Genomic DNA, 26,011 nt, shown 5'->3' with positions numbered 1-26,011 from the left:
CGCGGGATGGAACAGATGACGACTGGCCCGGTCCGGACGCGATCGCTGGAGGAACTCGCGGCCGACGCGGCGGCCCGCTATGCGGCCGCGAATCCCCTGAGCCAGGCGAGCTTCGAGCGCTCGACGAACTACCTGCCGGGAGCGGACACGCGAACGGTCAACCACTACGACCCCTTCCCGGTCACCATCGTCCGGGGCGAAGGGTCGCGGCTCCACGACCTCGACGGGCACGTCTACGTCGATTTCCTCAATGACTACACGGCCGGGCTCTACGGCCACTCGGACCCCGCCATCCGGGCCGCGATCGTGGAGGCGGCGGGGAGGGGCCTGACCCTCGGCGGGCCGAGCCCGAACCAGCAGGAATTCGCCGAACTCATCTGTCGCCGCTTTCCGTCCGTCGACCGTCTGCGCTTCACGAATTCCGGGACGGAGGCGAACCTCATGGCGGTCAGCCTGGCGCGCGCCGTGACCTGCCGGGAGGGCGTGCTCGTGTTCGACGGTGCGTATCATGGCGGACCCCTGAACTTCACGGGCCCGGACCGGCGCCTCAACGTGCCCTTCCCGTGGATCGTCGCGGACTACAACGATGCCGAATCCGCGCGATCCCTCATCGCGGAACGGGCGACCGACCTCGCCTGCGTGCTCGTGGAGCCGATGCTCGCGGGCGGCGGATGCATCCCCGGCACCCGGGTGTTTCTGAAGGCGCTTCGGGACGCGACGCGCCGGGCGGGCGTCCCCCTGGTCTTCGACGAGGTCCAGACGTCGCGGCTCGCTCCGGGCGGCCTGCAGGGGGCGCTCGACATCCACGCCGACCTCACGACCTTCGGAAAGTACCTCGGGGGCGGCGCCTCCTTCGGCGCCTTCGGGGGACGCGCCGATCTCATGGACCGCTTCGATCCGCGCCGGGAGAATCACTTGAGCCACCCCGGCACGCACAACAACAACTCGCTGACCATGGCGGCGGGCCTCACGGGGCTGCGGGACGTGTTCACGCCCGACGCGGTGCGACGGCTGACGGTGCGGGGAGACGCCCTGCGGGCCGCCCTCAACGGGGTCGCGGCGGCGAGGGACGCGCCCGCGCAGGTCACGGGCCGCGGTTCGATCATGACCGTCCACTTCCAGCGGACGCCGATCCGCCGCCGCGCCGACGTCGCCCACACGCCGATGGCGGCCCGCGATCTCTTCCAGCTCGAGATGCTGCTCGCCGGGTTCTACGTGGCCCGCCGGGGGTTCGTCACGGTCTCGATGGCGCACGACGACGAGGATTGCGACGCGCTGGTCGCGGAATTCGACGCCTTCCTCGGCAGGCACGCCGCCGCGATCGACTCGGCGTTCGCATGAAACTCCGACGCCGCGAGTTCGACTCTCGGCGCCCGTGGAGTGACCTGACCCGACCGGGAGCCGTCCTTGTGACGAATATGGTTATCAACCTGAATCCGACGCGCGCCCGGGCGATGGCGGCGCTGATGGTGGTTTCGCTGGCGGCCGGCGCCGGATCCGTCGAGGCGCGGCAGGCGCAGGACTGCGGTGACCGGGCCTTGCTGAGAGTCCTCGTCGCGGACGAGTCGGGGACCGTGCACGCGCCCGGAGCCACGGTGGTCCTTCGTTGGACGGCCGCCGAGCGCACGCCGGTGCGCGGTGCGGCCGGGGCGGATGGGCGCTTCCAACTGTGCGTTCCCGACGACGGGCGGGAGGCGACCCTCTGGGCCGAGTTCGGGGACGGCTCGAGCGAACAGGCGGTCGTCGGGTTCGAGCCTGGAGTGACGACGGCTGTCGAGTTGCGGATCCTCACCGGCTCGGCGGGGACAGGACGGATCATCGGCCAGGTGAATGATGGCGTGACTGAGGATCCCGTGACCGCGGCAGCCGTGTCCGTGTCCGAGCGGACGGGGACGGTCGAGACGAACGGCCGAGGCCGGTTCGTCCTGAGCGGCCTGCCTGTCGGGGTCCACGCACTGCAGGTGCAGCGCCCGGGCTACGCACCGCTACGCCGCGTGGTCGCGGTGCACCGCGGTCTCACGACGGAAGTGGAGATCGGCCTCGTCCCGACTTCAGCGGAGATGGACCCGCTGGTGGCGACGGCCACGCGGCCGCGCCAACTGGAGGTCACGGGCTTCTACGAACGCAGGCTGCGGGGCGAAATGCTCGGCGTCGGCAGGTTCCTCACCGCGGAGGACATCGAGCGCTGGCGGCCGAGCACCGTCGGCCGCTTTATCGAAGACCATGTTCCGGAGATCCGCAGCCGGGGCGTGACGTTGGTGAACACGACGGGGCTCATGGGCTGGAAGGGTTGTCCGGTGGCCATATACGTCGACGGTATCCCTCTGCGGATATCCGGCATCGGTGGAGTGGTGGTGCCGAACCAGGTCGCCGGTCTCGAGGTCTATACGGGACCGGCGGGCCTGCCGGCCGAGTTCCGGGACGAGCGCAACCGCTGCGGCGCCGTCGTCGCCTGGACCAGGTAGTCTTTCTTCACGGGAGTCGGGACATGACCAGCCGAACCGTTAGATGGGCGGCGACGCTGGCGCCTCTGGTGCTTGCGCAGTTGGCCACGACCGCCGGCGCGGCCGCGGGCCAACAGGCGCAGTGCGGCGAGCGGGCGTCGGTTCACGTCCTCGTCACGGAGGAGTCGGGGGCGCTCAACCTTCCCGGGGCTACGGTCGTCCTCCGCTGGACCAGCGAGCAGGTGCTCAGGCCGCTCCGCGAACCCGCCGGGGCCGACGGGCGCTTCTCGGTCTGCGTTCCCGGCGGTGTGTCGGCGGCGACGCTGTGGGCGGAGTTCGGGGATGATTCGAGCGAGGAATCGACGATCGTGTTCGAACCCGGTATGCCGGTCGAAGTCCACCTGCACGTCCTGTTCGGAGACATCGACCCGGGGAGGATCGTGGGCCGCGTGCTCGATGCGTCCACGGAGGAGCCGGTGGCCACGGCCACGGTGTCGCTCGTCGGGCGGCCGGCCGAGGTCCAGAGCGACCGCCAGGGCCGGTTCGCCCTCACCGGCGTGCCCGGCGGGGAGCACCTGCTCGAGGTCGAGAGGATCGGCTACGCTTCGCTCCGCTACCAGGTGACGGTGGTCCGCGGACTGAGCACGGAACTCCAGGTCGGCCTCGTGCCCGCGCCGGTGGAGATGGAACCGCTCGTGGTGACGGCGACCCGACCGAGGCGGCTGGAAATCAACGGGTTCTACGACCGCAAGTACTTCGGAGAACTGATAGGCGGCGGCACGTACTTCACGCTGGAGGACATCGACCGCCGGCGCCCGCTCCGCGTCTCGCACATGCTCGCCGACGCGCCCGGCATCCGCCTTCGCTGCCCCGGCTCCGGGTTCCGCGACTGCTGGGTCGAGAGTTCGCGGGCAGCCGGAGGATTCACGCCCGGAGGCTGCGAACTCAGCGCCTATCTCGATGGTTCCCCGATTCCGGTCCGGGAGCTGGACTCGCTCGTGTTGCCCGTGGAGGTCGGCGGCATCGAGGTGTACCAGGGAGCCGGCGAGCTGCCGCCGGAGTTCGGCGGATACGACGCGCGCTGCGGAGCCGTGGTGATCTGGACGAAGTAGCCGCGCCGCGGTCCGGGCCGCGGTACCCGGCGCGGGCCCCCTACCTCACGCGCACGTGCTTCTCCAGCATGCGTCGGCGGACGACGCCGCCGTAGACGTTGCCCTCCGAATCCACGCCCACGGCTTCGGCCCCGCTGTGCTCGATCGTCGTGGACTCGATGTCCTCGATGAAGTACGAGACCGAGCCGTCCCGCGCGCTCCCGATCCGGATTCCCTTCTTCCAGCCGGGGTTGTTCGGCCCCCAGCTCTCGGAGTCCGCGACGTAGATCGTGTCGTCGTCGTCGATGAAGATCCCGCTGGGACGGCTGAACTGCTTCCATTCCTCCAGGAACGTGCCGTCCTCGAGAAAGATCTGGATGCGGTTGTTGGCCCTGTCGCCGATGAAGATCCGTCCCTGTGAGTCGCTGGCGATCGCGTGCGGCGTGCTGAACTGGCCGGGGCCGGAGCCGGGCCCGCCCCAGGCGTCGAGGAACTCCCCCTCGGGACTGAAGCGCACGACGCGGTCGTTGCCCTCGCCGTGACCTTCGGTGACGAGGAAGTCGCCGCCGGGAAGGACGAGGACATCCGTCGGCTGGTTGAACACATCGGGCCCGAGGCCCGCGACGCCGGCCTGCCCGAGGGTGAGCAGGAGTTCGCCGTCGGCGCTGAACTTGAACACCTGGTGCCCGAGTTCCCCGTTTCCGCGGGCGTCCGTCGCCCAGACGTTTCCCTCGCCGTCCACGTAAAATCCATGCGGATAGTTGAACAGTCCCGCGCCCCAGGAAGCGAGCGCCCGGCCGGACATGTCGTACTTGACGATCGGGTCTTCGGGCCGGTCGGCGCAGCTGTTCTCGAAGCAGCGGTGCAGGACGTAGAGATGGCCGTCGGGCCCCTGCTCGACGCCCGTGACCTGCCCCCACTGCACTGCGCCCGGAGGCAGGTCCGCCCACGGTTCCAGGCGCTCGTAGGGGTTGGGCAGGTCGTTGACGGGCTCAAGCTGCGGCGCCGCGCCGTCCGCGTTCGCGGAGCCGCCTTCGTCGCCGGAGCCGCCGCACGCCGCGGCGACCCCGCTGACCGCGATGGAGCAGAAAAGGATGCCGAGTCGTGTGGTTCGTCGCGTCATTTGTCGTCTCCCTCATCGGTTGCGGGTCCGTCAGCCGGAGTGGGCCGGCCTCCGGTCCGGATCACCCCCTCCTGGGCGACCGAGGCCACGAGCGCCCCTTCCCGCGTGAAAAAGCTCCCGCGCGTGAACGCCCGCGCCCCGCTCGCGACCGTGCTCTCGGTCACGTACAGGAGCCAGTCGTCGACCCGGAAGGGACGGTGGAACCAGATCGCGTGGTCGAGCGAGGCGCCCATCAGGTCGCGGTCGAAGAAAGTGCGCCCGTGCGGAACGAGGGCGGCGCGCAGGAGCCCGTAGTCGGAGGCGTAGGCGAGGACCGCCTGGTGGTCGAGCGGATCGTCGCCCAATTCTCCGACGGTGCGGATCCAGGCCCGCCGGACGGGCCGGTCCGGCTTCGGCTTGAAGGGGTCGAGCGGGGCCACGGGACGCCGGTCGAGCGGCCGGTCCTGCGTGAGCAGGGAACGGAGCGGCTCGGGAACGCGCTCGGCGTTCCGCCGGATGATGTCGATCTCCGACTCGAGCGCCTCCGGCGGCAGCACATCCGGCATCTCGTCCTGGTGCTCGATGCCATCCTCCGTCTTGTGGAACGAGGCGGACATGTTGAAGATCGCGCGTCCGTGCTGGATCGCCGTCACGCGCCGCGTGGTGAAGCTCCGTCCGTCGCGCAGGCGGTCCACGAAGTAGACGACGGGAATCTCCAGGTCGCCGGCCAGGATGAAGTACCCGTGCAGCGAGTGCGCGGAGCGGTCCTCGGCGTCGACGGTCCGTCGCGCCGCCACGAGAGACTGGGCGAGCACCTGTCCGCCGAAGATCCGGCCCGAGCCGATATCCCGGTTCTCCCCGCGATAGATGTTCCGCTCCACCGGCTCAAGGTCGAACAGGTCGACCAGATCCTCTACGGTGTAGCTCACGGGAAGCTCTCGGGCGGCACGCGCCGCAGGCTGGCCTGCTCGAAGGCGTACGCGAGTTCGATGAGCCGCGGCTCGCTGCAGGCGGCCCCCGTGAACCCGATCCCGAACGGCGCGGGCCGTGCGTCGAAGCCCTCGGGGAAGGCCGGCGTCGGTGCGTTGGGCACGAAGCCGAAGGGCACGACGATGTGCGGGTACTGTGCCCGCGCTGCGAGTGCGGCGCCCCGGCTCCCCGGCGTGAAGATCGCGTCCAGGTCGTATTCCTCCAGCACGGCGTCGATCCCCCGCATCTGACTGAGCAGCGAGTCCTTCGCCATGTCCGCCGCGTTCCGGGCGCGGTCCGCCTCCACGTCCATCTCATCGGAGATGTCGTAGCGCGACTGCTCGTATTTCATCGACCCCGCGTCGCGGTGCGCGAGGTTCCACTCCCGAAGCTCGGTCAGCGTCCGGACCGGCGCCGAGGGCCCGAGCGATTCGAGCCACGCATCGAAATCGCGCTTCATCCCGTACTTGAAGTTGACCGAACACCCCTCGTCCGACCCCTTCGCCTGGTGCCCGCCGATGCAGAGCGGCCACGTGTTGAAGTTGGCCTCCGGGTCCGGATCGACGAAGCTCGGGATCTCGGCCGGGTCCACGATGATCGCGCCCGCCGCCTCGAGCACCGAGATGGCCTCGGACATGAGCGCCGCGGCCTCCTCGCCGAGGCCCCCGATCGTCTCGCCTCCGACCTCCACGGGCTCGTAGTAGAAGGCCCTGGGGATCCCGATCCGGGCGCCCTCCAGCCCGCCGGCGTTCAGGAAGGGCGTGTAGTCGCGGCCCGGCGGCGCCTCGCACCGCGCGGTGGCCGCGTCGTTCGGGTCGGGCTGCGCCCCCTCCATCGCCCCGAGCATGATCGCCGCGTCCGTCACGGTGCGGGCCATCGGCCCCGCCATGTCGTGGTCCAGTGTCACCGGCGCCACGCCCCAGCGGCTGACTCGCGCGATCGTGGGCCGGATGCCGACGAGCATGTTCGCGTTCGAGGGGCTGATGATCGACCCGCCGGTATCCGTCCCCACGTTCGCGGACCAGAAGCTCGCGGCGGTCCCGATTCCGGAGCTGGAGCCGCCCGTGGTGAGCGCCGGACGCCCATCGTCCCGGTCTTCCCGAGGGTCGCGGCGCGGATCGTAGGGGTTGAGGCCGTAACCCGTGAGGGCGTTGTAGTTACCGGGCATCTGGTTCGGCGGCCCCGCCATGAAGTTCGCGAACTCCGTGAGCCCCGCTTTCGCGATGATGATCGCGCCCGCCTCGCGCAGGTTCGTCGTCAGCGTGGCCTCGTACGGCGGGTGATACCCCTCGAAGGCGAGCGACCCGCCCGTCGTCGGGATGTGTGTCGTGTGGATGTTGTCCTTGAGCGCGACCGGGATGCCGTGCAACGGCCCGCGCACGTCGCCCGCCGCCCGCTCCGCGTCGAGCGCCTCGGCCTCCGCGAGCGCGGTCGGATTGATCGACACGGCCGCGTTGATCTGCCACTCGTAGCGCGCGATCCGCGCCAGGTGCTCCATGACGATCTGCCGCGACGTGACCTGCCCGCTCTCCATCGCCGCCTGCATCTCCGGAATCGTCGCCTCCACCACGTCGAACGGCTCCGCCTCGGGTGCGGGCCCGCCGCACGCCGCCGCAAGGACCGCCAGCAGGGTGCCCCCCGGCAGGACGCTCCCCGGCCGGACACGCGCCGGCCGGAATCCGGCCCGCGGGGCGCGGGCGTGGGCGCTTGGAACTGACCTCATGGGACCCTCCGAATTTCCGGGACTCCGACGCGGACCTCGAATCTCGCCCGGTCGTCGCCGTATAGTAAGGGATGACCCGCTGCCCGCCGTAGCCTCGATCCCGGGAGACCGCCGTGACAAGCCAAGCCCCGCCTCGCACGCCGCCCTCGCGCCGCGCCCGCCGACTCGCCGCGTGCGGGCTGTTCGCTCTCGCGGTCGTCGCCGCCGCTCCGCTCCACGCTCAGGATCTCGACGCTCCGCGCCCGATCGACCGGCTCGACACGGTGTGGATCGAAGAGATGACGTGGATGGAGGTGCGCGACGCGCTCGCCGAGGGGATGACGACGGCGATCATCGGCACCGGCGGCATCGAGCAGAACGGCCCCTACCTGGCCAGCGGCAAGCACAACTTCGTGCTGCGGGCCACGGCGGAGGCGATCGCGCGCGAACTGGGGAACGCGCTCGTCGCCCCGGTCATCAAGCTCGTGCCGGAGGGGAACATCGATCCGCCGTCCGGACACATGCGCTACCATGCCACGATCAGCGTCCGGCAGGAGACGTTCGAGGCCATGCTCACGGACGTCCTGGGCAGCCTCGCCGTGCACGGGTTCGAGGATCTTGTCCTCATCGGGGACAGCGGAGGGAACGTGAGCGGGATGGAGAACGTGGCCGCCGCCCTCAACGCGGCCTGGGCGGACAGACCGGCACGCGTCCATTTCATCCCGGAATACTATACGGAAGACATCTACAGTTGCGACTATCTGAAGGAGGAACTGGGAATATTCCAGCAGCCGGACGAGTGCGTCGCCACCCGCAACGAGTACCACGACGACTATCACTATTCATCCATAATGGCGACGGTCGATCCGAACACGATCCGCGCGGATCAGCGGCTCGAAGCGGGCCTCCTCTCGATCAACGGCGTCGATCTCTCACCGGTGGAACGGACGATCGAGAACGGACGGCGCCTCGTCGACTACCGGGCCGGGATCACCGCCCGCGCCATCCGCCGCTCGATCGCCGGCAACGACTGACGGAACCCGGCCGCTGCGATCACGCCGCGTTGCCCGGTTCGGCCGCCGCGCCGTTGAACACCTTCGCCTCGATCCGTGCCACCCGATCCGTGATCTCCACGCGGAACTCGTGTACTTCTCCGCGGAGGTCGTTCACTTCGCTCCGCACACCCTGAATCTCCTCTCGAAGCTCCGCGCGCATCCCCTGCATCTCTCCGCGAAGCCCGTGGATCTCGCCGCGCACCTCGTCGCGAAGCCCGTGGATCTCGCCGCGCACCTCGTCGCGAAGCCCGTGGATCTCGCCGCGCACCTCGTCGCGAAGCCCGTGGATCTCGCCGCGCATTCCCTTCATGTCGTCGCGGTGCCTGTGCGAAACGCCGAGGATGAGCGCGGCCAGCGCCGCGCCCACGCTCAGAATCCCGATGAGTTCCGCTCCCATTACGCCTGCCTCCTCCGGAACCGAATCACGTGCTGCAGCTCTCTGGACCGCAGCCTTCCGTGTCCAGGTTCCCGATAACCCTCAACCTGGGATCAACTGACGTCCGCGTCCAGCTAGCACCCTGTCACAATGTCAGTTCCGGGGATCGGGACCGCCGCCGCCCTCCCTCCGACGGTCCCAGTAGTCGGTGGAGCGGTCGTCGCTCATGAGCGCGTCTTCGTCCACCCAGTAGTACTCGCCGAACGGTCTCGGGTCGGGCCACACCTCGTCGAGCGTGTCCGCGTCGTACACGATCCCGTCCTTGACCACGAGTCGGATGTCCGCCGTGTTCCGGATGTCGTCGAGCGGGTTCGAGTTGAGGACGATGAAGTCCGCCAGCTTGCCCTCGGCGAGCGATCCGGTCTCGTGCGCCAGGCCCAGGAAGTGGGCGCCGTGGATCGTGCCGACCTCGATTCCCGTCATCTCGTCCGTGCCCGCCGCGGCCATCCACACCTCGTAGTGGGACCCGAGGCCGTGCAGCTGGCCGTGCGAACCGATCGCGCCCCAGCCGCCCTCCTCGATGATGTCGCCGAGGCCGCGCGCGATGAGGGGGAAGCTGTAGTCCGTCTCCGGGCGCATCATGCGGCGCCGGGTGGAGGGGATGAGCATCCGCCACGGGAGCCAGCGGCGCAGCTTCTCGTCCTTCCACACGTCGTCGGTCTGGTAGAAGTACTCCTCGTTCCAGGCGCCGGGACCGCCGACGATGAAGGTGGGGGAGTATACGGCGTCGGCCTGCCCGAAGAACTTCGCGACGTCGTCGTACAGCGGCACGTAGCTCAGCGGGTGCTCCCAGCCGGTGTGGCCGTCCATGATCATGCCCATGTTGTACTCGATATCGCCGCCCTCGGCGGTCACGCGCAGGCCGCGCACGCGCGCCGCGTCGGTGACCCACTGCCGCTGGTCGCGGCGCGGCTGCAGGTACTCCTTGATCATCACCGCGCCCCAGGAGGCGAGGCGCGCGACGTTCTGGTCCGCCAACTCGTAGCTCGAGATCTCGTTCTGGCGCGCACCGTCGCCGGAATAGACCGGGTCCCCGGTGCTATAGGTGCGCGGGCCGATCATGGCGCCCGCCTCGACGAGTTCGGCGGCGGGGAAGACGTTCGACGACCACTGCGAGTTGTCGAGCGTCGTCGTGACCCCGTACGCCATGTAGATCGCGGATTCCCAGTTGCGCTGCGGGATCACGCCCACATGGTCGCGGTGATGGTGCGCGTGCATGTCGATGAGGCCGGGCATGATCGTCGTGCCGGCCGCGTCGATCACGCGATCCGCCCCGGCGGTGTCGCACTCGCCGATGCAGGCGAGGCGGCCGTCCCGAACGACGATGTCGCCGCCCTCGATGACCTGGTCGTCCTCGGCCGTGATGATGCGGGCGCCGGTGAAGGCGACGCTGCCGCGGGCGATGTGGCGCGGGAGTTCGAGGTCGATCGGCGTTTCGACCGTCTCGCCGCTGTTCGGGTCGTGCATGTAGTAGCGCGGGCCGCTCACGAACTCGAGCGTGTTCGCGTCGCGCCAGCGGGGATGGATCCCGCCCTCGAAGCTGACCTGCGTGACCGGGAGCTGGCCGTTGCGCTTGGCGATGCGGACGATGTTGGATCCCGTCCCGCCGTATGGGAACGGCATCCGGTACACATTGTCGCCCTCCTGGAAGGCGAGCCACGCCCCGTCCGGCGACACCGCCGCCTCGTCCGCGTCCGGCAGCGTGAAGTGGACGCGGCGGTCGCTCCCGTCGAGGCGGATGGAGGCGATCTCCGTCCCCGCCGGCTCGCCGTCGCCGGGCCCCAGTGTCTCAGGATAGAAGAGCCGCCCGTCGGGTCCGAACGACGCCTGCGCGACGGGCCGCCGCGGCATGAGCGGACGCCCGCCGGTGTAGGGCCGCGCCACCTTCGCGATCAGCGTCGCGTCGCCGCCCTCCGCCGGCACGCGCACGAAGTCGAAGAACTGGTTGCTCGCCACGGTCCGGCCGCGAGTCGTCGCACCCGACCCCCGCGTGACGACGATGTCCCCGCCGTCAGGACTCCACACGGTGTTGAGGTATTCCGCCGCCCGCGTCGTGAGCTGCCGTGGTTCGCCGCCGTCCGCCGGCACCCGCCACACCTGTCCCTGGGCGGCGTCCGCCCAGCTCGTGAAGGCGATCGAGCGCCCGTCCGGCGACCACGCGGGCGCCATCTCGAACGGCTGGAACGAATCCGGCGTGAGCCTCCGCGGCGTCCCGTCCGGCAGGTCCATGATCCACACCCGCCCCACCGCCTGGAAGGCGAGCCGGCTCCCGTCCGGCGAGGAGGCGGTCCAGCGCGGGAACTTCACCCGGAACGTCTCGCCGAGCGCCATCTGCGGGCGGCCCGCCATCTCCGAGATCGTCCGCTGCACGCGGGCGGTGAAGGGGATCGTCGCGACGGCGCCGTCGAGGTCCACGCGGCGGATCTTCCCGCCCGCCGAGACCACGAGCGAGCGCGAGTCCGAAGCCCAGCTGTACCCGGGCAGGTCGCGGGACACCTTCATCCCCTCCGCCATGTCCACCTCGATCGGGTCCATGAGGACGCGCTCGGCCCCCGTCTCCAGCTCGCGCAGCCAGAGCGCGGTGCGGGGCCCGAAGCGGTGCCCGTCGTGAGAGATCGTCCCGTCCGGGATGCGGCGTGCGAAGGCGAGCCAGCGCCCGTCCGGAGACGGTTCCGGCGCGATCGCCCCGCCGCTCGACGTCTGCCCCTGCTGGACCGTGATGCCGGAGGTGATCTCGTCGACCCGTCCCGTCTCGAGGTCGAGGCGCCGGATCTGCTTGTGGCCCTGTGTCATGTCCAGCCGGCCGGACCCCAGCCCCGGAGGCGCGGCCCGGAAGTGGAAGTAGAGCGACCCTCCGTCGGGCGAGAACGAAGGCCACTGGGCGCCGGAATAGTCCGAGCCGACGAGTTGCACGCCCCCGCCGCCGTCCTTCGCGTACATCCAGATGCCCGGCGCCGGACCGCCCCCGCCCCGCCGCGTCGAAGCCCGCCGCACCGCGATGAAGCGGCCATCGGGACTCCAGGCGGGCTCCCATGCGCGCAGCCCCTGGTCCTCGAACACGGGACGTGGGTCCGAGCCGTCCGCGTCCATCAGCCACAGGTTGCTCTGGCCCCCGCGGTCGGAGATGAAGGCGATCGTGGCCCCGTCGGGCGACAGGGCCGGGTGGTAGTTCACGGCCACGCCGGTGTTCTGCGTGAGGACCTCCGCTTCGCCTCCTTCAACGGGAAGCCGGTAGATGTGCCCGAGCAGGTCGAACACGAGCCACTGCCCCCCCGGCTCGAGGTCGATCGACATCCACGTCCCCTCGTCCGTCGTGAAATCGACCTCCCGCGTCGCGCCGAGCGGCGCGGTCACATCCCACGCCTGGGCCGCGTCACCCTCCTGCGGGAGCGCGGCGGCCCCGGGCGCGGCGAGCGCGAGACCGAGCAGCGTCGAGACGCCGGCGGGAGCCAAACGGGGGCCGGCAGGTGCCGGTCGGGCGCCGAGAGCCGAATCGGTGCGGGAATCACACATGGCGGGACCTCCGGTCGGAGAGTGAATCATGATGTCGTGCGCCGTTCGAGGCGGGTCGCGTCGAGGATCCGGCTGGCCAGTTCCTCGATCGAGCAGCGCGTGGCGTCGATGAAGGGGATGTCGAGGCGTTCGAACAGCGACTGAGCCTGGCGGATCTCGAAACTCACCTGGCGGGGCGAGGCGTAGCGCCGGCCGATGCCGCGCGCGCTCCGCAACTCCCCGAGGCGCTGGGGCTCGATCGTGAGCCCGTAGATCTTGTCGCGGTGCGGGGAGAGGACGGACGGGACCCTCCGCTCCTCCAGATCGCTTCCCGTGAGGGGATAGTTCGCGGCGAACACGCCGTACTGGAGGGCGAGATAAAGGCAGGTCGGGGTCTTCCCCGATCGCGACACGCCGATCAGCACGAGGTCGGCCCGGTCGTATCCCTGCGGGTTCGAGCCGTCATCGTGGGACAGCGCGAAGTTCATCGCCTCGATGCGGCGGTCGTATTCCCGGTAGTTCTGGATTCCGTGGGACACGCCCATGGCGTGCTGCGACTTGTGGCCGAATTCCTTCTCGAGCGGATCGAGAAAGGAGTCGAAGAAATCCAGGAAGAGGGCGTCGGTCTCCTCCACGATCTCACGCACGGTGTCGCGCACGTCCTCCTTCACGAGGGTGCTGAAGACGATGGGCGGCGACCCCTGCACGCGCGCCGTGGTGTTGATGTTCCTGGCAGCCCGTTTCGCCTTGTCGACGGTGGAGACGAATGGTACGGTGATTTTCGTGAAGTCGAGGGCGTCGAACTGCGCGATCAGGCTGTGGCCGAGGGTCTCGGCCGTGACGCCCGAGTGGTCGGAAACGAAGAAAACCGTTCGCTGGGTCATCGTACGCTGATTCTCCCGCTTCGATTGGCTTGAGACAACCGCCCGGAGCCGCCTTGCCCGCGCATTCAGCCTCGTATATCGCGCCATTCGAGTCGATCGGACTCGCCGATCTCGAATCGGTCGGGGGAAAGAACGCATCTCTCGGCGAGATGATCTCCCATCTCTCGGCCGCGGGGGTGGATGTCCCGGGCGGCTTCGCGATCACGGCCCGGGCCTACCGCGATTTCCTTGCGGGCGAACTGGGAGCGCGCATCCACGCTTCGCTCGATGCCCTGGACGTCGAGGATCTGGGGGCGCTGGCCCGCGCAGGCCACGAAATACGGGGCTGGATCGCCGATACGCCGCTTTCGCCGGGACTCGCCGCCCGGATCGAGACGGCCTACAGCGAACTCGGCGCTGGCGGCAGCGCCCCGGGCGACGTTTCCGTCGCCGTGCGCTCCTCCGCCACAGCCGAGGACCTCCCGGAAGCCTCCTTCGCGGGACAGCAGGACACGCTGCTCAACGTCCGGGGCGTGGAGGCGGTCCTCGCGGCGGTCCACGAGGTCTACGGTTCGCTCTTCACCGACCGCGCGATCGCCTACCGCGTCCACCACGGGTTCGCGCATCGCGACGTTGCGCTCTCCGTCGGCGTCCAGCGCATGGTGCGCGCGGACAAGGGGTCGAGCGGGGTGATGTTCACGCTGGATACCGAGTCGGGGTTCCGGGACGTCGTGTTCATCACGAGCGCGTACGGTCTGGGAGAAACCGTCGTGCAGGGGGGCGTGAACCCGGACGAGTTCTACGTCTACAAGCCCGCGCTGCGCGCCGGGCGCCACGCGATCCTGCGTCGGAACCTGGGGGGGAAGGCGATCAAGCTCGTGTACGCGGACTCGGATTCCGCGGCCGCCTCCGTCAGGACGGTCGACGTTCCCGCCGAGGAGCGGCTCCGTTTCTCGCTGACGGACGATGAGGTGCACGAACTCGCCCGCCAGGCGCTCCTCATCGAGGACCACTACGGCCGTCCCATGGACATCGAGTGGGCCCGGGACGGCATCGACGGTGCGTTGCGGATCCTGCAGGCGCGCCCGGAAACCGTGCAGAGTCGCGCCGGCGGCGTCATCTCCCGCTTCACACTCAAGGAGCGGGGCCGGGTGCTCGCCGAGGGGCGCAGCATCGGCGGCCGGATCGGGGGCGGTCCGGCGCGCGTCATCGAGTCCGCCTCGGAGATCGCGCGCTTCCGGCGCGGCGATGTGCTCGTCACGGACATGACGGACCCGGACTGGGAACCGATGATGAAGCAGTCCGCCGCCATCGTCACGAATCGCGGCGGCCGCACCTGCCACGCGGCGATCATCGCGCGGGAACTCGGCATCCCCGCGGTAGTGGGCTGCGGCGATGCGACGACGGAGCTTGCTGACGCCGACGAGGTGACGGTGTCCTGCGCCGAGGGCGACGCGGGCTACGTCTACGAAGGGCTGCTCGACTTCGAGGAGGGAGAGATCCGGCTCGGCGCCATGCCGGAGATCCCGCTCAAGGTCATGCTCAACGTGGGGAACCCCGACCGCGCGTTCGATTTCGCCTCCATCCCCAACTCCGGGGTCGGCCTCGCCCGGCTCGAGTTCATCATCAACCGCATGATCGGCGTCCATCCGCAGGCCCTGCTCGACTTCGAAAGCCTGCCGGACGAACTCCAGCGGGAGATCCGCTTCCAGCACGCCGGCTACGCGGATCCGGTCGAGTTCTACGTCGAGAAGCTGACCGAGGGGATCGCCACGATCGCCGCGGCCTTTGCCCCCGAGCCGGTCATCGTGCGCCTGTCCGACTTCAAGTCGAACGAATACGCGGACCTCATCGGCGGCCGCCGCTACGAGCCCCACGAGGAGAACCCGATGCTCGGCTTCCGCGGCGCGTCCCGCTACGTCTCGGAGAGTTTTCGCCCCGCCTTCGAACTCGAATGCCGGGCGCTGCGGCGTGTCCGCGGCCGGATCGGACTGGACAACGTGTGGGTGATGGTCCCCTTCGTCCGCACCGTGGCCGAGGCGCGGGCCGTCGTCGACCTCCTGGCGGAGAACGGCCTCGCCCGCGGGAAGGACGGTCTGCGGCTCATCATGATGTGCGAGCTTCCCTCGAACGCCCTGCTCGCGGACGAGTTCCTCGAGCACTTCGACGGGATGTCGATCGGGTCGAACGACATGACGCAGCTCACCCTCGGCCTCGACCGCGACTCCGGGCTCATCGCCGACATCTTCGACGAGCGCGACGCGGCGGTGAAGGCGACGCTCTCGATGGCGATCCGCGCCTGCGCGACGGCGGGCAAGTACATCGGCATCTGCGGGCAGGGACCGTCGGACCACCCCGATCTGGCGCGCTGGCTCGTGGAGGAGGGGATCGAGAGCATGTCGCTCAACCCGGACACCGCCGTCGAGACGTGGATGTTCCTCGCGGGGGAGGAAGTCTGACGACGCTGGACGGAGGCGCGGGGGCCCCGGGGGCCGGCGGAACGGGACTCGCGCGCCAACTCGGACTGTGGGGGCTGGCGGCAACGGGAATCTGCTCGATGCTGGGCGCGGGGATCAACGTGGTTCCCGTCATGATCCAGCGGAACGTGCCGGGGATCGCGGAGAACGTACTGCCGGCGTTCGCGTTCGGCGCCTTGCCGGCCGTCATCGCGGGGCTCGCCTACGCGATCCTCGCTTCCGCCATGCCGCGCGCCGGCGGGAGCTACGTCTTCGCGAGTCGGGCGCTCGGTCCGTACTGGGGCTTCGTGGCGAGCTTCTCGCAGTGGTTCGGCCTCTCCATCGTCATCGGGGTCGTCTCCTATCTCATCGTCCCGTTCCTGCGGGACATCGCGGGCGCCCTCGGCATGGAGGGGGTGGCCGGCGCGCTCGACACGGGCCCGGTCCGGGTGGGGCTGGCCCTCGCGATGCTGTGGACGTTCGCGTGGGTGAACCTGCGCGGCCTCAGGGCCTACGAACGCACCGTGCTGCCGCTCATGGTCGTCATGTTCGCGCTCGGCGCGATCGTCATCGTGGCCGGATTCTCGTTCGACCAGGGCGACTTCGCCGCGGCGCTGCTCGCGAGAGAAGGCGTGGAGGTGCCGGCGGCCGCGCCCCCGCCGCTCGACCCGGCCGGCTTTCTCGCCGCTTCCGCCCTCCTCTTCGCCAGCTTCGTCGGCTTCGACGCGATCGCGCAGGCGGGCGGCGAGGCACGGAATCCCAACCGCGCGCTCCCCCTCGCGATCGGCCTCGCGGTCTTCATCGTGGGCGCGTACTACCTGCTCTTCACGGCCGCCGTCTATCACACGGTTCCGTGGGAATTCGTGTGGGCGCGGGCGCAGGAACAGGACCTCACCGCCCCCGGACTCCTCGGCTACGTGCTCCCGCCGGGGTGGACGGTGCTCATCGTGGCGGGGGCTGCGATCGCCCTCATCAACGACCTGCCGGCGATGATCCTCTCCGTCTCGCGCCTCGTCTTCGCGTGGGCCGAGGACGGGATCTTTCCGTCGGGCCTCGCCCGGGTACACCCGACGCACCGCACGCCGCACGCCGCGATCCTTCTCTCGACCGCGCTGGCCTCCGTCGCGATCGTCGGCAGCGAATGGGCGGGGGACTTCTTCCTCGGCGTCGACATCATGGTTACGTCGATGCTCGTCAACTTCCTCCTCATGTGCGTCTCCGTGCTCGTTCTCCCGCGGCGGAACCCCGAGATCGCCGCGAACTTCCGCGTGCTGCGCGGCCCGGCCGTGCGAACGTTCGTGTGCGTGGCGGGAATCGTGCTGCTGGGGACGTTTCTCGTGACGCACACGTGGAAGGACCTCGCGGAGGGCTTCGCGGCGTGGTACTTCAGCTCCACGCTGCTCTGGACCGTCGTCATGGCGCTGGGATCGCTCATCTACATCCGGAGGATGCGAACGCTGCGGGCCTCCGGCGCGGACATCGACCGCCTCTTCCGCGAGTTGCCTCCTGAGTAGGCCGGAGCGCCGGGAACTGGCTCCCGGCCTGGAGATCTCGCGGGTGCTGACCGGACTGTGGCAGGTCGCCGACCTGGAACGCGAGGGTCCGACCGACGTCGAGGCCGCCGCGGCCGCGATGGACGCCTACACGGCGGCCGGCTTCACGACGTTCGACATGGCGGACCACTACGGTTCGGCCGAGGAGATCGCCGGTGCGTGTGCGTCCCGGGCCCCGCATCGCGACGGAGACATGCAGCTCCTCACCAAGTGGACGCCCGCGCCCGGTCCGCACACGCCCGCGACCGTGCGCGAAGCCGTGGAGCGGTCTCTCGACCGGCTCCGTGCGGACGCGATCGACCTCCTTCAGTTCCACGCCTGGCGCTACGCGGATCCAAGTTGGCTCGACCGCCTGTTCGCGCTCCAGGAACTGAAGGACGAAGGCCTGATCCGGCACCTCGGCCTCACCAACTTCGACGCCGTCCACCTCGACATGGCGTGCCACACGGGCATCGACGTGGCCTCGAACCAGGTCTCGTACTCCCTCCTCGACGGACGCGCCGCCGGCGCGATGACGGAGGTCTGTCTCCGGCACGGCGTCCAGCTCCTCGCCTACGGAACGCTGGCGGGCGGCCTGCTCACCGGGCGCTGGCTCGATGTGGAGGACCCGGGGCCGGACGGCGTGAAGACGTGGTCCGAGATGAAGTACCGCCGCTTCGTCGAGGCGGCGGGCGGCTGGGGCCGCCTTCAGGTGCTGCTCGCGGCGGTCCGGGCGGTGGCGATGAAGCATGGCGTGTCGATGGCGAACGTCGCGGCGCGCGCGATCCTCGACCGGCCCGCGGTGGCGGGCGTGATCATTGGCGCCCGGCTGGGGCACCGCGAGCACATCGCCGACAACCTGCAGCTCTCGTCGCTGAAGCTCGACGCCGCAGACCGAAAAACGCTGGCGGCAGCGAGCAGACCGCTGGATCCCATTCCCGGAGACTGCGGGGATGAATATCGGCGACCGCCCTATCTGACCGCGGCGGGCGACCTCAGCCATCACCTGGACGAGTTTCCGTCGCCGTATCCCGTCCGCACCGGGAGCGGCGGCCGTATGCGGGTGGATTCCGGCACGGTGTGGGAGGATCTCGCCGGCTACAGCCGGGCGGTACGGACGGGCGACCGCATCGCGGTCTCCGGGACGACGGCCACGCACGGGGACCGCCTGGTCGGTGGGGACGACCCCGCCTCGCAGACCCACTTCATCATCGACAAGATCGAGGGGGCGATCGAAGCGCTGGGAGGACGCCTCGAGGACGTGGTCCGGACCCGGATCTTCGTGCCGGAACTGGCGGACTGGGAGCCCGTGGCCCGGGCGCACGGTCAACGCTTCGGCGGCATCCGCCCCGCCAACACGCTGGTCCAGGCGGGTCTCATCGGGTCAGGATACCGGGTCGAGATCGAAGCCGAGGCCCATGTCGGGAGGCAGACATGACGAAGAGGCGCAGACACATCCGCGGGATCGCCCGGGTCGCCCTGATCTGGGCGCTGGCCGGGGCCCTCGTCGGCGCGCTGATCGAAGTCCTCGCCGACACGCTGCCCAGGGGGCTCCCCATGGCGTCCCTCGTGGACATCTGGCCCCCCGTGCTCGCGATCCTCGGCTTCGCCGGCGGGACGCTCTTTGCCGCAGCGTTCGGAGTTTCGGAGGTCTCGGTGCTGAGGACGCTGCGCTCCGTCGTCCGCTTCAGGAAGCTCGAGTTAAACCCCGTCGCGCGCCGGCTGGGCCGCTGCGCAAGCGTCGAGGATCTTCGGGAGGTCGCCCGGCGCCGGCTCCCGCGCGGAGTGTTCGGCTACATCGACGGCGCGGCGGAGGACGAACGCACCCAGGCGCGGAACTGCAACGCCTTCCACCGGCTGGAGTTCCGGCCCCGCGTCCTGCGGGATGTGACGAACGTGGATCCCGGTGTGACGGTCCTCGGCCGGCGCCACCCGCTGCCGCTCATCCTCGCCCCCACCGGGTTCAGCCGCATCGCGGATTCGGAGGGCGAACTCGCCGTGGCCCGGGCCGCGGCGCGCGCGGGGCTCACCTACAGCCTCTCGACCCTCGGCACCCGCTCGATCGAAGAGGTGGCCGCCGTCAGTTCCGGTCCCCGCTGGTTCCAGGTCTACGTGTGGAAGGACCGCGGCCTGGTCGCGGAACTCGTCGAGCGGGCCCGCGAGTCCGGCTACGAGGCGCTCCTGCTCACGGTCGATGTCGCGGTGCTCGGGCGGCGCGAGCGCGATGTCCGGCTTGGGTTCACGCTCCCCCCGCAGCTCGGCCTCGACACGGTCGTCGACGGGATCCGGAAACCCGGCTGGACGTGGGACTTCCTCACCTCCGAACCGATCGTCTTCTCGAGCGCCGTGAGCCGGGATACGGCGGGCGGGGCGGGGGGCGTCGACGCCATGGGTCTCGCACAATACGTGAACCGGCAATTCGATCCGAAGCTGGCCTGGGATGATGTCGACTGGCTGCGCTCGATCTGGGATGGTCCCATCGTCATCAAGGGTATCCAGACGGTCGAAGACGCTGCCCTGGCGGCGGAGGCGGGCGTCGAGGGGATCGTGATCTCGAACCACGGCGGACGACAACTCGACGATGCGCCCCCGACGCTGGAGTTGCTGCAGCCGGTCGCGGATTCGGTCGGGGACCGGCTCGATGTTTTCATCGACGGCGGGGTCCGCCGCGGCAGCGACATCGCGAAGGCCGTCGCGCTCGGGGCGAGGGCCTGTCTGGCGGGCCGCGCCTACTTCTACGCGCTGGGAGCCGGCGGCGAGCGGGGCGTGGACCTCGTCCTCAAGTGGTTCGACGACGGATTCCGGCGCACGATGGCGCTCCTGGGCGCCCGAACCGTGGACGAGATCACCCCCGAATCGGTGCGCTGGCGAGACTCCTGAATGGGCTCCCGCCGCTTGCCACACAGCGGGTTCCGTGCTTAGCGTGTTATGCGGATACATCTTTTAATGCGCCGAGTGCGAACCGGTTGAAAAAAGCGGTTTCAATGCCCGGACAGGAAGCGTACAGAATGATGGCGATCCGCACGGTCGGCGCGGCCCTGGCGCTGGTTCTCGCGGTCCCCGCGAGCCTCTCGGCGCAGGAAGGCCGGGTCGCGTCCGCCGCGGCCGTGGAGGGGGCCGCCGGCCAGCCCGGCGTCGGTTCGGTCGCCGAGTTCGTCCACACGCCCGCCCCGTCCCCGTCTCCGGCGACGGCCGCCCCCGTCATGGCGGGGCCGAACGACATCGTCCAGGGCGTCTGCACCAACTGCCACAACAGTCGCCGGTTTGCGGGCAACCTCGACCTCGAACCGTTCGATGTGGACGCCGCGGACGAAGAGGCCGAGACCGCCGAAAAGATGATCCGCAAGCTGCGCGCCGGCATGATGCCGCCGCCCGGGGTGCGCCGTCCGGCGGAAGAGGAACTCCTCGAACTCGTCGAGACGCTCGAGACCATCGTCGACGACGCGGCGGCCCTGGACCCGAACCCGGGCGGCCGCACCTTCCAGCGGCTCAACCGCCCCGAGTACGAGCGGGCGATCCGCGACCTGCTGGGCCTCGAGGTCGACGCCGGGAAGTGGCTCCCCAACGACCAGATGAGCGCCAACTTCGACAACATCGCGGACGTACAGGCGCTCTCGCCGACGCTCCTCGACGCCTACTTGAACGGGGCGGCGGAGATCAGCCGCATGGCGGTGGGCGACCGCAACGCTCCCGCCGTCAATACGACGTACAAGAACTCCCAGTACGTCTCGCAGCACCCGTGGGACCACGTGGAAGGGGCCCCATTCGGGACGCGCGGCGGGATGGTCGTGGAGCACACGTTCCCGGCCGATGGCGAATACACCTTCTCGCTCGTCTTCACCTCCGGCGCGAACTCCCGCATGGAGGACGTCGACATCTCGATCGACGGCGAGCGGGTCGCGCTCCTCCACTACACGCGGCGCGGCGGTGGGGCGGATGACCGCGGCTTCACGCCCGTCGGCTCGGAACCGGTCTTCGTCCGCGCCGGCCAGCACCGCGTGTCCGCCGCCTTCATCCGGAAGCAGGAGGGGCCGTACGAGGATCTGATCCGGCCGCACGCGTGGTCCAACGCCGGCGGCGGTTCGGGCGGGGGCGGCGTCACGACGCTGCCGCACCTGCAGGATCTCATCGTCGGCGGGCCGTACAACCCGACCGGCGTGTCGGAGTCGCCGATCCGCAAGCGCATCTTCACCTGCCGTCCCACGTCGTCGGACGAGGAGCGGCCCTGCGCCCGCGGCATCCTGACCGACCTGGCGCGCAGCGCCTACCGCCGCCCGCTCGAACCGAGCGAGGTCGACGGCCTGATGACGTTCTACGACATGGGCGTCGAGCAGGGCGGGTTCGAGGTCGGCGTGCGCATGGCTCTCGAGGCCATCCTCGCGAGCCCCTTCTTCGTCCTCCGGCTCGAGCGCGAGCCCGAAGGCGTCAGGAGCGGAGAGGCCTACGCGCTGGAGGACATCGATCTCGCGTCGCGGCTCTCGTTCTTCCTCTGGGGCCTTCCGCCCGACGAGGAACTGCGGACTGCGGCGGTCGAAGGGCGGCTGTCCGATACCGGCGAACTGGAGCGGCAGGCGCGCCGCATGCTCGCCGACCCCCGCTCCGAGGCGCTGAGTTCGCGCTTCGTGTCGCAGTGGCTGCGGCTGCAGGATCTCTACAAGGTCCGCCCCGACCCCAACTTCTACCCGAACTTCGACGAGAACCTCGCGGACGCCATGAAGCGGGAGACCGAACTCCTCTTCCAGAGCCTCATCCGCGAGGGCCGGAGCGTGCTCGATTTCTTCCGGGCGGACTACACGTTCGTGAACGAACGCCTAGCCCATCACTACGGGTTCGACGGTGTGGCCGGGCGCGACTTCCAGCGCGTGAGTTATCCCGGCGACGAGCGTGTCGGGATCCTGGGCCACGGCAGCGTCCTCGTCCTAACCTCGCTGGCCAACCGCACATCGCCGGTGCTGCGGGGCAAGTGGGTGATGGAGGTCCTGCTGGGGACGCCGCCCCCGCCGCCCCCGCCGGGGGTGCCGGACCTGGATGAGACGGAAGAGTCGATGGACGGACGGCTGCTCACGACGCGCGAGCGGATGGAGATGCACCGGGCGAGTCCGGCGTGTCGCTCCTGCCACCGGTTCATGGACCCGATCGGCCTCGCGCTGGACAACTTCGACGTGACCGGGAAGTGGCGCCTGCGGGAGAACGGGATGCCGCTCGACACGCGTGGCGATTTCTACGATGGGACGGCGGTTCAGACGCCGCCTGAACTCGTCGATGCGCTCCTCACGCGCCCGCTGCCGCTGCTCCGGAACTTCACGGAGAACCTGGCCGCGTACGCGCTCGGCCGCCGCGTGGAGTACTACGACCAGCCCTGGATCCGGTCGGTCGTGGAGGATGCGGAAGAGGACGACTACAAGCTTTCGTCGCTGATCATGGGCGTTGTGAACGGCGACGCCTTCAGGATGAAGCGGGCCATGCCCGCGACGGCGGTAGAAGAGGAAGTTTCCGAGGAGGTTTCCGAAGACCGCCGCTAGACGGCCCGTGCGGACGGGCGACGGTCCGACGTTCCGAGAGGGAGAACATGGAATTCATCACCGGACAGCACCTGCCTCGCAGGACCTTCATTCGTGGGGTCGGGGCCACGCTCGCCCTGCCGTTCCTCGATGCGATGGTCCCGGCGGGCCGTCTGTGGGGATCGACGAGCGCGAAGAGCCTGACCGAGGGGACGGGGACCCGGCTCATCGCGATCGAGGAGGTGCACGGCCTCGCGGGGTGCAACCGCGAGCACGGCGCGACGAAGTTTCTCTTCGCGCCGGAGAAGGCGGGACGCGACTTCGAGATCATCGATGACAGCGCGCTCGTCTCGCTGCGGCCGTACCGCGAGCACCTGACGATCATCAGCAACACGGATGTGCGGAACGCCGAGGCGTTCACGCCGCCCGAGATCGGCGGGGACCACTTCCGGTCGAGCGCCGTGTTCCTCACGCAGGCGCACCCGAAGCAGACGCAGGGGTCCGACATCTTCTGCGGAACCTCGATGGATCAGATCTATGCGCAGCGCTTCGGCCAGGAGACGCCGATGCCGTCGATGCAGTTCTGCATCGAGAACCTCGACCAGGCGGGCGGCTGCACGTACAACTACTCGTGCGCGTACACCGACTCGCTGAGTTGGGCGTCGCCGACGGAACCGCTGCCCATGATCCGCGATCCGCGGGTCGCCTTCGACCTCCTGTTCGGCGCCGGCGGTACCGAGGCGGAGCGGGCAGCGCGGCGGGCCACGCGGCGCAGCATCCTCGACTGGATCTCGGGCGAGGTCTCCTCCGTGCAGCGCACCCTCGGCGCGGAAGACGCGCGCCGCATGGACCAGTACCTGACGAACGTCCGCGAGCTCGAGCGCCGGATTCAGATGGTCGAGGGGCGGAACTCAAGCGGCGAGGAGCGCGCCCTGCCGGAGGCGCCGGCCGGCGTGCCGGATTCGTTCACCGAGCACATGCAGATGCTGTTCGACATCCAGGTGCTCGCCCTCGAGACCGACATGACGCGCGTTATCTCCTTCAAGACGGGGCGCGACGCGCAGAACCGTGTCTTCCCCGACAGCGAGTCGGACCGGCCCTTCCACCCGGCCTCCCACCACGGGAACCGGGAGGAGGCGGTGCTGGAGTTCAACAGGATCAACCAGTTCCGCGTGGGTCAGCTCCCGTACCTGATCGACAAGCTGAAGAACACGATGCACGGCGAGTCGAGCCTGCTCGACCAGAGCGTGGTGCTGTGGGGGTCGCCGATGGCCGATGCGAACCTGCACAACCACCGCCGGGCGCCGCTCTTCCTGCTCGGACACGGCAACGGGATGCTCGAGGGCGACCTGCACATCAAGGCGCCCGACGGGACGCCGATGGCGAACGCCATGCTGTCCGTCCTGCACGGCCTCGGCGTCGACGACATGCACGAGTTCGGCGACAGTACCGGCCCGATGTCGCTCAACCAGGCCGACCCGGTCGCGACGGACGCGGGGACCTGAACGTGCGGGCGGGCAGGCTCCGGCACGCCTTCGCGGTCCTCTGCGCGGCCGTCCTCGTCTCGGCGGGGACGCCGCCCCATTCGCCGCCCGATTCGCCCGTCGCCGACGCCGCCATGCGCGGCGAAGTCGAGACGGTGCGCGAACTCCTGCGGCAGGGGCTCGACGTCAACGCGGCGCAGGGAGACGGCATGACCGCCCTGCACTGGGCCGCCGACAGGGGCGACGCGGAACTCGCCGACATGCTCATCTACGCCGGGGCCGACGTGGCGGCCGTCACGCGGATCGGGCAGTACACGCCGCTCCACCTCGCGGCGCGCCGGGGCTCGGCGGAGATTCTCGGCAGCTTGGTCGCGGCGGGTTCGGACGCGATGGCCCTGACCGCGAACAGCGGCGCCACGCCGCTCCATCTCGCCGCGGCGTCCGGCGACCCCGACGCGATCCGGGTGCTGCTCGACGCGGGCGCGGATCCCGACGCGGTCGAGACGGAGTGGGGCCAGACGCCGCTCACGTTCGCCGCGGCCGGAAACCGGGCCGACGCGATCCGCGCGCTCCTGGAGGGCGGCGCGGACCCCGACGTCACGTCGCTCGTCATCGATATCATCGAGCAGGAAAAGCTGGACCGCCTGGCGCGGCAGCGTGAGACGGAGGTGCTCGAGGCCTTCACCGGAGAGGGAGATGAGGCGCGCACCCCGACGCCCGGCGAGCTTCAGGCCGCCGTGCGGGCAGGCCGCGAGGCGTATGCCGAAGGCCTCCCCGAGGAGGAGGAGGAAGAAGAGGACGAGAGCGACTTCAGCCGTCTCTTCCTGCCCCCGGTCGAGAAGATCGGCGGCCTCACGCCGCTCCTGCACGCGGTGCGGCAGGGGTACGTGGAGTCGACCGTCGCCCTCCTCGACGGAGGAGCGGACATCGACGTGGTGAGCGCGGCGGACGGGACGAGCCCGCTCGTGATGGCCGCGATCAACGGCCAGTTCGACCTCGTGCTCATGCTCCTCGAGCGGGGTGCGGACCCGAACATCGCCGCCGAACTCAACGGTGTCTCGCCGCTGTGGGCCGTCATCAACGCCCGCTGGCAGCCGCGCACGCGGTTCCCGCAACCGCAGGAGCGCCCGCTCCAGAGCGCGAACTACCTGGAGGTGGCGCGCGCGCTGCTCGATGCGGGCGCGGACCCCAACCACCGGATCACGCGGCATCCGTGGTACATGGTCTACACCGGCTGCGGCAACCGGAACTGCGGTCTCGTCGACACGAACGGCGCCACCGCCTTCTGGCGTGCCGCCTACGCGACGGACGTCGAGGCGATGAAGCTCCTCGTCGAGTACGGGGCCGACCCGAACATCCCGACCAAGGCGCCCCCCCGGCGCCAGCGTCTCTCCCCGGACGAATTTCTGCGGCAACAGGCGCTGAACGCGCTGCGCGACTCATCGTACGCCGAACTCCCACAGGAGGAGCGCCTCAAGCTGCTCCAGGACATTCGGGAGCAGTTGCCGGAGGAGGAGCAGGAGGAGTTCCCCGACAAGGATCTCGACAACCTCACGGAAGACGTGAGGGCCAAGCTGATCGAGGCCGCCGAAGCGGCGGACCGGGCGCGGGCGAACGCGCCGGACGCCTCGGGGTTGCCGCCCGTGCCCCCGGGCGGACCGGGCGTAATGCCGATCCACGCGGCCTCCGGCGTCGGGTACGGCGAGGGGTTCGCGGGCAACGCGCACCGCCATACGCCCGAAGGCTGGATACCTGCCGTGAAGTACCTCGTAGAGGAACTGGGCGCGGACGTGAACGTCCGCGACCACAACGGCTACACGGCGCTGCACAACGCCGCCTCGCGCGGCGACAACGAGATGATCCTCTATCTCGTCGAAGTGGGGG

The 26,011-nt window shown here is 69.8% G+C and carries 17 protein-coding genes; 11 read left to right on the top strand and 6 right to left on the bottom strand.

Annotated elements, in window-relative coordinates; genetic code table 11:
• The first annotated feature begins 15 nt into the window (after positions 1-15).
• The 3 genes from RN729_RS03735 to RN729_RS03725 all read left to right on the top strand — a co-directional run bounded on the left by RN729_RS03735 (position 16) and on the right by RN729_RS03725 (position 3,556).
• Positions 16-1,341 (top strand): aminotransferase class III-fold pyridoxal phosphate-dependent enzyme, encoded by a 1,326-nt coding sequence (locus RN729_RS03735; protein ID WP_310782338.1) that lies wholly within the window; start codon positions 16-18, stop codon positions 1,339-1,341.
• A 77-nt stretch (positions 1,342-1,418) separates the two neighbouring features.
• A complete protein-coding gene (locus RN729_RS03730; protein ID WP_310782594.1) occupies positions 1,419-2,465 on the top strand; it encodes a carboxypeptidase regulatory-like domain-containing protein in 1,047 nt (348 codons plus the stop codon).
• A 23-nt stretch (positions 2,466-2,488) separates the two neighbouring features.
• The gene (locus RN729_RS03725; protein WP_310782337.1) at positions 2,489-3,556 is read left to right on the top strand and encodes a carboxypeptidase-like regulatory domain-containing protein; all 1,068 of its coding nucleotides are present in this window, start codon (positions 2,489-2,491) and stop codon (positions 3,554-3,556) included.
• Between the two features lie 40 nt (positions 3,557-3,596).
• On the opposite strand, the gene RN729_RS03720 is transcribed toward RN729_RS03725, so the two are convergent.
• Genes RN729_RS03720 through RN729_RS03710 form a run of 3 tightly spaced genes read right to left on the bottom strand, consistent with a single transcriptional unit; the run spans position 3,597 to position 7,329 of the window.
• On the bottom strand, positions 3,597-4,658 hold the full coding sequence (locus tag RN729_RS03720) for a peptidyl-alpha-hydroxyglycine alpha-amidating lyase family protein (protein ID WP_310782336.1): 1,062 nt from the start codon (positions 4,656-4,658) through the stop codon (positions 3,597-3,599).
• The gene (gene tesB, locus RN729_RS03715; protein ID WP_310782335.1) at positions 4,655-5,566 is read right to left on the bottom strand and encodes an acyl-CoA thioesterase II; all 912 of its coding nucleotides are present in this window, start codon (positions 5,564-5,566) and stop codon (positions 4,655-4,657) included. The genes RN729_RS03720 and tesB overlap by 4 nt, the downstream gene beginning before the upstream one ends.
• Positions 5,563-7,329, bottom strand: coding sequence for an amidase family protein (locus RN729_RS03710; protein WP_310782334.1), 1,767 nt, complete (start codon positions 7,327-7,329; stop codon positions 5,563-5,565). Before RN729_RS03710 ends, tesB begins: the two co-directional genes overlap by 4 nt.
• Positions 7,330-7,442: 113 nt before the next feature.
• Here RN729_RS03710 and RN729_RS03705 point away from each other — a divergent pair, with 113 nt between their 5' ends.
• On the top strand, positions 7,443-8,342 hold the full coding sequence (locus RN729_RS03705; protein WP_310782333.1) for a creatininase family protein: 900 nt from the start codon (positions 7,443-7,445) through the stop codon (positions 8,340-8,342).
• Positions 8,343-8,361: 19 nt separating this feature from the next.
• Here the strand turns inward: RN729_RS03705 and RN729_RS03700 are convergent, their stop codons facing one another.
• From RN729_RS03700 to RN729_RS03690, 3 genes are all read right to left on the bottom strand, one after another.
• Entirely contained in the window at positions 8,362-8,760 is a 399-nt protein-coding gene (locus RN729_RS03700) for a hypothetical protein (RefSeq protein ID WP_310782332.1), read from the bottom strand.
• A 132-nt stretch (positions 8,761-8,892) separates the two neighbouring features.
• Positions 8,893-12,312 carry an amidohydrolase family protein gene (locus tag RN729_RS03695; RefSeq protein ID WP_310782331.1) on the bottom strand — a complete coding sequence of 1,140 codons (3,420 nt, stop codon included), beginning with the start codon at positions 12,310-12,312 and terminating at the stop codon, positions 8,893-8,895.
• A gap of 26 nt (positions 12,313-12,338) precedes the next feature.
• On the bottom strand, positions 12,339-13,175 hold the full coding sequence (locus RN729_RS03690; RefSeq protein WP_310782330.1) for a pyruvate, water dikinase regulatory protein: 837 nt from the start codon (positions 13,173-13,175) through the stop codon (positions 12,339-12,341).
• 53 nt (positions 13,176-13,228) lie between these two features.
• On the opposite strand from RN729_RS03690, the gene ppsA reads away from it, so the two are divergent.
• The 7 genes from ppsA to RN729_RS03655 all read left to right on the top strand — a co-directional run.
• Positions 13,229-15,613: a phosphoenolpyruvate synthase gene (gene ppsA / locus RN729_RS03685; protein WP_310782329.1), complete on the top strand. Its 2,385-nt coding sequence runs from the start codon at positions 13,229-13,231 to the stop codon at positions 15,611-15,613.
• The gene (locus tag RN729_RS03680) at positions 15,583-17,124 is read left to right on the top strand and encodes an APC family permease (RefSeq protein WP_310782328.1); all 1,542 of its coding nucleotides are present in this window, start codon (positions 15,583-15,585) and stop codon (positions 17,122-17,124) included. The genes ppsA and RN729_RS03680 overlap by 31 nt, the downstream gene beginning before the upstream one ends.
• 43 nt (positions 17,125-17,167) lie before the next feature.
• Positions 17,168-18,580, top strand: a complete 1,413-nt coding sequence (locus RN729_RS03675) for an aldo/keto reductase (RefSeq protein ID WP_310782327.1) — start codon at positions 17,168-17,170, stop codon at positions 18,578-18,580.
• Positions 18,577-20,022, top strand: coding sequence for an alpha-hydroxy acid oxidase (locus tag RN729_RS03670; protein ID WP_310782326.1), 1,446 nt, complete (start codon positions 18,577-18,579; stop codon positions 20,020-20,022). The genes RN729_RS03675 and RN729_RS03670 overlap by 4 nt, the downstream gene beginning before the upstream one ends.
• Before the next feature lie 128 nt (positions 20,023-20,150).
• Positions 20,151-22,664: a DUF1592 domain-containing protein gene (locus RN729_RS03665; protein ID WP_310782325.1), complete on the top strand. Its 2,514-nt coding sequence runs from the start codon at positions 20,151-20,153 to the stop codon at positions 22,662-22,664.
• Positions 22,665-22,711: 47 nt separating this feature from the next.
• Positions 22,712-24,148, top strand: coding sequence for a DUF1552 domain-containing protein (locus RN729_RS03660; RefSeq protein WP_310782324.1), 1,437 nt, complete (start codon positions 22,712-22,714; stop codon positions 24,146-24,148).
• A gap of 2 nt (positions 24,149-24,150) precedes the next feature.
• On the top strand, positions 24,151-26,011 hold a 1,861-nt coding region (locus RN729_RS03655), incomplete at its 3' end, for an ankyrin repeat domain-containing protein (protein WP_310782323.1).

This window comes from Candidatus Palauibacter polyketidifaciens (assembly GCF_947581785.1).
Lineage (GTDB): Bacteria > Gemmatimonadota > Gemmatimonadetes > Palauibacterales > Palauibacteraceae > Palauibacter > Palauibacter polyketidifaciens.
Note: the sequence above shows the minus strand (reverse complement) of the source record. Positions and strands in the feature narration are given on the sequence as shown.

Excerpts from the sequence above, each read along its gene's own strand:
- RN729_RS03735 (WP_310782338.1), top strand. The coding sequence starts at position 16 with ATGACGACTGGCCCGGTCCGGACGCGATCGCTGGAGGAACTCGCGGCC.
- RN729_RS03720 (WP_310782336.1), bottom strand. The coding sequence starts at position 4,658 with ATGACGCGACGAACCACACGACTCGGCATCCTTTTCTGCTCCATCGCG.
- RN729_RS03710 (WP_310782334.1), bottom strand. The coding sequence starts at position 7,329 with ATGAGGTCAGTTCCAAGCGCCCACGCCCGCGCCCCGCGGGCCGGATTC.
- RN729_RS03700 (WP_310782332.1), bottom strand. The coding sequence starts at position 8,760 with ATGGGAGCGGAACTCATCGGGATTCTGAGCGTGGGCGCGGCGCTGGCC.
- RN729_RS03725 (WP_310782337.1), top strand. The coding sequence starts at position 2,489 with ATGACCAGCCGAACCGTTAGATGGGCGGCGACGCTGGCGCCTCTGGTG.
- RN729_RS03670 (WP_310782326.1), top strand. The coding sequence starts at position 18,577 with ATGACGAAGAGGCGCAGACACATCCGCGGGATCGCCCGGGTCGCCCTG.
- RN729_RS03665 (WP_310782325.1), top strand. The coding sequence starts at position 20,151 with ATGATGGCGATCCGCACGGTCGGCGCGGCCCTGGCGCTGGTTCTCGCG.
- RN729_RS03690 (WP_310782330.1), bottom strand. The coding sequence starts at position 13,175 with ATGACCCAGCGAACGGTTTTCTTCGTTTCCGACCACTCGGGCGTCACG.
- RN729_RS03660 (WP_310782324.1), top strand. The coding sequence starts at position 22,712 with ATGGAATTCATCACCGGACAGCACCTGCCTCGCAGGACCTTCATTCGT.
- RN729_RS03730 (WP_310782594.1), top strand. The coding sequence starts at position 1,419 with ATGGTTATCAACCTGAATCCGACGCGCGCCCGGGCGATGGCGGCGCTG.
- RN729_RS03695 (WP_310782331.1), bottom strand. The coding sequence starts at position 12,312 with ATGTGTGATTCCCGCACCGATTCGGCTCTCGGCGCCCGACCGGCACCT.